Genomic DNA, 5,900 nt, shown 5'->3' on the forward strand with positions numbered 1-5,900 from the left:
TTCCCTTGTCCAACCGTACCACTAAGCTCGCCATTTTTGACTGGACGCTGCCAGCCTATATTTTGAATATGACTTTGGTAAACAATCTCTCCTAAACTCGCCATGTCTTTTCCCAAACTAAGTTCAAGAGCTTCTAAACGTTTACTCTGTCCAACTGTACCAATCAACTGCGTTGCATTACTTGGTGTTTGCCAACCTATATTTTCCACATGTGAGCGAATCTTAATGTCACTATTATCTACTTTCGATAAATCGGATGCAATCCCTCCAGCAGATAAGCTCTCCCTTTTAGGTGCTGAGGTTGGTTTGACATCATGACTAACAACCGCTGATGGAGCTGTCATTACTGGTGTTGGACTATTATTGGTTTTCAATAGTGCTGACTGCGGTGAATTTGACCTAATAGATGACGTCTCAGCAGGATTAACATTCTCCGCAACCGAGGATTCTCCACTCCACTCACGACTAGTTTCTACCGATGCAGAATCAACTGTAACAGCCACAGTGCCTGTATCAGTAGTCGGTTGTGGTGTGACATTATCAGAACCACCTGTCGTTTCGTCAACAACTACGGCATTGGCTGGTGCGGCTTCTTGCGCTAAGACTGTTGGCGCCCAAAAAAGGCTAGCGGTTGTAACACCAGCAACAACCCAGTGCTTTTTTGCCTTATACATCTTCTTTTTCATGATCTAATCTCCTAATTTAACTTATTTCATAATTAATAGTTTAGCAATGTTTGTTAATTTGTCAAGTTATTCTAATAATTATTCACAACTCTATGTTTTAAAAGGAAAGTAAGTTTTCAACAGAATTGTCAATTTATATTCGATAGAAATATTTTATTCTATGTTTGCCCTATCTTATTTTAAAACTAAGCTCGAGCCACCAACAAATTCATCAAAGATATTAAACATCAACCTTTGGGTGTTCGAAACTTCAAAGCCAAGATAGTTATCGCTTTAAACAGACAAAAGGTAAGAACTAATCTGATTCTCCCTTGCGCTTAGTTATAGTTCACTCACTGCAGTTGATAATAAACCCAAAAACACCCTAGGAAATCGCCCTAGAGTGTTGATTTATCAAGGCTTTTCAGCCCGTAATCTCGTAAAGAGATTTTTTTCAAGTTATCTCAATAGCAAACAATTCAATAAAATATACTAAACTACTAATCAACTTTTAACCTATTTCATCCTAAAACGCAAAATACAAAGTAAGTACACTATTTTAGTGAGGGTAGTAAAAAGGGTATTAAATTTATGAGCTCAGCAGGCAAGGATAGCACCCGTTACAAGGTGCTATTTTATATCTACTAAACATCCCTCCTGTGCCCGAACTCAAGTGTTAAAATAACTATCTTATCATCTTGAATATCACAAATAAGCCTATAATCACCAATACGATAACGCCATTCACTGGCATGATTTCCTGTTAAATCTTTACCGTTGGCGCGTGGGTTGTCTGTCCCCTCTAAGTGCTTATCAATCCAGGCAAATAACAGCCGCTGTATCTGCTTATCTAATTTCTTAATCTGCTTTTGAGCCTTTTTAGAATATTCTATACGATACATATTACAAGCCTAGCTCTTTCTTAAAATCAGCATGGCTAATTGTCTCTGGGTCTGCTTTATATTCGGCATAGGCTCGATGATAGATTTTTAAATCATATTCATCTTCAATATCACGCTCAAGAGCTTTCTTAAATAGACTAGAAAGGCTTTGCCCTGTTAATTGAGCATAGCTTTTGAAAAATGTTTCTTCTTCTTGATTTAATCTGATTGTTACTGTACTCATGTTATTTACCTCTCTTATGTATTACATTGTAACACATTTCAAGGCACTTGTAAATCATTTTCCTGTATCCTTCAATTAGCCTCTAAAAACGTCTGTATACCATTTCAACTTATCTGCAACTAAAATTATCGGCTAGGGGCAAACATAAGCGAAAATTGGGCTGAATTTAAGCATGCGACTAGTATCGTTGATTTTACATAAGAATTTAGTTCATACAAAGCAAAAAAACACCTAGTTTCCTAGGTGCTAGCACAATAGCCTGTATTCGAACCGGAATCTCCTCCATCAAGGCGTAATCCCTATATACTACTCCTTGTGCTTTAATTTATTATAGCATACAAGTATCTAGACACCTATCACTTCGTGATACAGACTCATATTAGGCAAAGGCACAACACTAAAATACAATTCAGAATAGGTTTCAAACCACTTATTCAGTTTGTTGTAAGCTGGTGACTGGCTGATAAATAATATTCGCTGGCAAGCTCCAATAACGTTCATACGATTGTACACATAAACCTCTTTTACAGCCTCTAAAATATCATCATTGCTTGTTTGTACCCTAATATCTGATCTGCTTAATAGTAGCGTATTTTTGATAGCCTAGCATATCTTGATTTCTAGCAGCATCAAACATTTTACGCTCAAGCTAGCCCTAAAGATGTACAATACAGACTAGGGCACTCTAATTTGATGATGACCGAAAATGTTTATTGGCACACTAACCAAGAGAACGCAAAAAAAGCTGTCTCAAATTATGAAACAGCAATCAATAGTTTATAAGGGTTGCCCCATCTTGGATTCCCCTCTTACTATACCCTATTTTTACTAGGGGTAGTACAAAGGGTAGTAAACTCTAAAAAAGCACCTTGGGATGACACCCCAAAGTGCTTAATATCAAGGCTCTTACGCCCTTAATCTCGTAAAGAGATTATTTTTTCAAGTTGTAGAAAGATTTAAGACCTTTGTATTCTGCAACTTCACCAAGTTGATCTTCGATACGAAGCAATTGGTTGTATTTAGCGATACGGTCTGTACGTGACAATGAACCAGTTTTAATTTGACCGGCGTTAGTTGCAACGGCAATATCAGCAATTGTTGAATCTTCAGTTTCACCTGAACGGTGTGATACAACTGCAGTGTATCCTGCTTCTTTAGCCATTTCAATAGCTTCAAAAGTTTCAGTCAAAGTACCGATTTGGTTAACTTTGATAAGGATTGAGTTAGCAGCTTCTTCTTTGATACCGCGTGCAAGGTAGTCAGTGTTTGTAACGAAGAAGTCATCACCAACAAGTTGTACACGTCCACCAAGACGTTCAGTAAGAGCTTTCCAGCCGTCCCAGTCGTTTTCATCCATACCATCTTCGATGGTGATGATTGGGTATTTGTTTACTAATTCTTCAAGGTAATCAATTTGTTCTGCTGAAGTACGTTTAGCTGCACCTTCACCTTCAAACTTAGTGTAATCATAGATTCCATTTTCGTAGAATTCAGATGATGCACAGTCAAAACCAATCATGATTCCGTTTTCGCCTGCTTCATATCCAGCAGCTTCAATAGCTTTAAGGATAGTTTCTACACCGTCTTCAGTTCCTTCAAATTTAGGAGCGAATCCACCTTCATCACCAACTGCTGTAACAAGTCCGCGTTCTTTAAGGATTTTCTTAAGAGCGTGGAACACTTCAGCACCCCAACGGAGAGCTTCTTTGAATGTTGGTGCCCCAACAGGTACAATCATAAACTCTTGGAATGCGATTGGAGCATCTGAGTGTGATCCACCGTTGATGATGTTCATCATTGGAGTTGGAAGAACTTTAGTGTTGAAACCACCAAGGTAGCTGTAAAGTGGAATTTCAAGGTAGTCAGCAGCTGCACGTGCAACAGCGATAGAAACACCAAGAATTGCGTTAGCACCAAGTTTACCTTTATTTGGAGTACCGTCAAGAGCGATCATCGCACGGTCGATAGCTTGTTGGTCGCGTACGTCATAACCAATAAGCTCTTCTGCGATAACATTGTTTACGTTGTCAACAGCTTTTTGAGTACCAAGACCAAGGTAACGAGATTTGTCGCCATCACGGAGTTCAACAGCTTCGTGTTCACCAGTTGAAGCTCCTGAAGGAACCATGCCACGTCCAAATGCACCTGATTCAGTGTACACTTCTACTTCAAGTGTTGGGTTACCGCGTGAGTCAAGGACTTCGCGAGCGTAAACATCAGTAATAATTGACATTATAATACTCTCCTTATGAGTTTAAATATTTTACATGTTAATAATACCACAATAAGAGACTTTCTTCAAATTAAAAGGCAATCTTTTCAGAAAAATTGAAAATTATAGTACAATAAATTCAAACGCAAAAACATGAGGAAGAAAAAATGTCAGATGTCAACCAAAAAATCATGGAACGTTCATCAGGAAATTTAGTTATAAATCCAGATGAGCAACGTTATTACCTTGGTACTTTTCAAGAAAGAGTCCTCGCTACTATAAAAATTGAAGATGTATCTGCAAAAGATATACTCTCGCTGTTTAAAGCGACCTTAAACAAAGAAATTAAAGATGAAGAAACCGTTAAAGTAAAAATTTCATCTCAAATAAGCGAAGAAACCCAAATGGCTTTTTTGAAGACTGCTAAGGAGAAAAACTTATCTGCCACCATTATCGAAGAAAAATTATCTACTTCTCCTTTCGGTATTGTAATATATACCGACCATGCCGTTAACCGTCAAGAAACCAATCTATTAATGCTCTCTGACTCAACGATGAGAGACAAAGAGTCCAAAAATTCTAAGTCGAAAAAAAATATTTTTAAACGTATTTTTGGCAAATAAGAATTGACCGTTACTAAAAATTAATTGGAGTCTAGAGAAAGGAAAAACATGGAATTCTGGGATGCATATGATGAAACGGTAACAAAAACTGGTCAGATACTAACTAGAGGACAAATCATTCCTAACGGTCTCTTTCATCTTGTGGTTGAATGCATTATTCAATCAAGCAATGGGAGTATTCTTTTTATGAAAAGAGATTCTACTAAGCCTACCTACCCTAGTTACTATGAAGCCAGTGCTGGAGGTTCTGTTTTACAAGGTGAAAATCCTTTAGATGCTATTAGGCGCGAAGTGCTTGAAGAAACAGGTTTAGTCCTTGAATTTTTTGATTTCATCGGCAAAAAAATCGAACCTAATCATTTTTCAATTTATTATAATTACCGCACCATCTACCAAGGTGAATTAGATGCTATTACTTTACAAGTAGGAGAAACAACTGCTTATAAATGGGTGCCTCTCGAGGAGCTAGAAAGTTTTTTCAAAAAAAATCTTGTCATTCCTAAGCAAAAAGAAGTTCTAGAACATTTTATCAAAACTGGAAAATGGACAATCAAGTAAGAGCTGATCTCTAGTTCTTACCACACCACCGTACGTGCTATTCAGCATACAGCAGTTCAACTATCTGTTAGTGCATGCCGTTCGAAATAGTATGCTAAACAATTAACCAGCCCTCGTTTTGTGAAGGCTGGTTTTGATATGACTTGTTTCAAAATTGACTTCTGTACCACTAGTTAGTAGGGGACTCTCCAAGCTGATAATCAACCTTGATGGACTTTAGTTATATCTGTATCGACGTTGCCTAGTTTGCTTTTGATTTTCATTGAGTATTAAAAATAAGTATTTTCAACCTAATATAATCTTTTGAATTAACTGTGATATATCGTCACTTTCGAATTGCTAGACTCATGTACTGTCCGCGTCTCACTTCCTTGTCTGAATGTTAATTCGTTTGACTATATATAAAAAAGACAAACCTCAAAAATGAAGTTTGTCTCAGAACGTAGACAAACCCCTGCAACTTTGATATTTCGGAACATCTCGCAGGGAAATGGGGAATAATTAAACACTCAAAAACGTTGAAATAACAGCGTTTTTGAGTGTTTTTGTTTTTGGCTACTGAGAAAAAAAGCTTGGAGGAAGATATCTAAAATAGACTTTTTCTTCAACCTGAGACAAACCTCAAAAATGAAGTTTGTCTTTTTTGAGGTTTCCTATTTTTGAAGTGAAAAATGGGGAATCAAACTGAATTTGACCAAAATAAAAAGGCTTCCCTGC

Annotated in this window: 6 protein-coding genes and 2 pseudogenes; 3 read left to right on the forward strand and 5 right to left on the reverse strand. The window is 37.3% G+C overall.

What is annotated here, in order from left to right; genetic code table 11:
• From A3IA_RS12005 to A3IA_RS12700, 4 genes and pseudogenes are all read right to left on the reverse strand, one after another.
• A partial coding sequence (locus tag A3IA_RS12005) for a KxYKxGKxW signal peptide domain-containing protein (RefSeq protein ID WP_018380796.1) occupies positions 1–686 on the reverse strand: 686 nt, incomplete at its 3' end.
• Between the two features lie 623 nt (positions 687–1,309).
• Complete coding sequence (locus tag A3IA_RS0107935) at positions 1,310–1,567, reverse strand: type II toxin-antitoxin system RelE family toxin (RefSeq protein ID WP_018380797.1); 258 nt, start codon at positions 1,565–1,567, stop codon at positions 1,310–1,312.
• Position 1,568: 1 nt separating this feature from the next.
• Positions 1,569–1,790, reverse strand: a complete 222-nt coding sequence (gene relB, locus A3IA_RS0107940; protein ID WP_018380798.1) for a type II toxin-antitoxin system RelB family antitoxin — start codon at positions 1,788–1,790, stop codon at positions 1,569–1,571.
• A gap of 345 nt (positions 1,791–2,135) precedes the next feature.
• A pseudogene (locus A3IA_RS12700) lies at positions 2,136–2,427 on the reverse strand (hypothetical protein).
• Positions 2,428–2,429: 2 nt separating this feature from the next.
• Between A3IA_RS12700 and A3IA_RS13475 the strand changes: the two are divergent.
• A pseudogene (locus tag A3IA_RS13475) lies at positions 2,430–2,573 on the forward strand (site-specific integrase); the annotation flags it as partial.
• A gap of 148 nt (positions 2,574–2,721) precedes the next feature.
• On the opposite strand, the gene eno reads toward A3IA_RS13475, so the two are convergent.
• Positions 2,722–4,023, reverse strand: coding sequence for a surface-displayed alpha-enolase (eno, locus tag A3IA_RS0107945; RefSeq protein WP_018380799.1), 1,302 nt, complete (start codon positions 4,021–4,023; stop codon positions 2,722–2,724).
• A gap of 146 nt (positions 4,024–4,169) precedes the next feature.
• On the opposite strand from eno, the gene A3IA_RS0107950 reads away from it, so the two are divergent.
• On the forward strand, positions 4,170–4,625 hold the full coding sequence (locus A3IA_RS0107950) for a DUF1694 domain-containing protein (protein WP_018380800.1): 456 nt from the start codon (positions 4,170–4,172) through the stop codon (positions 4,623–4,625).
• 48 nt (positions 4,626–4,673) lie between these two features.
• A complete protein-coding gene (locus A3IA_RS0107955) occupies positions 4,674–5,183 on the forward strand; it encodes an NUDIX hydrolase (protein ID WP_018380801.1) in 510 nt (169 codons plus the stop codon).
• Positions 5,184–5,900 lie beyond the last annotated feature (717 nt).

It is taken from the genome of Streptococcus thoraltensis DSM 12221, assembly GCF_000380145.1.
GTDB lineage: Bacteria > Bacillota > Bacilli > Lactobacillales > Streptococcaceae > Streptococcus > Streptococcus thoraltensis.

Bases quoted from the DNA above. Each gene is read 5' to 3' on its own strand.
- A3IA_RS0107955 (WP_018380801.1), top strand. From the start codon at position 4,674: ATGGAATTCTGGGATGCATATGATGAAACGGTAACAAAAACTGGTCAG.
- eno (WP_018380799.1), bottom strand. From the start codon at position 4,023: ATGTCAATTATTACTGATGTTTACGCTCGCGAAGTCCTTGACTCACGC.
- A3IA_RS0107950 (WP_018380800.1), top strand. From the start codon at position 4,170: ATGTCAGATGTCAACCAAAAAATCATGGAACGTTCATCAGGAAATTTA.
- A3IA_RS0107935 (WP_018380797.1), bottom strand. From the start codon at position 1,567: ATGTATCGTATAGAATATTCTAAAAAGGCTCAAAAGCAGATTAAGAAA.
- relB (WP_018380798.1), bottom strand. From the start codon at position 1,790: ATGAGTACAGTAACAATCAGATTAAATCAAGAAGAAGAAACATTTTTC.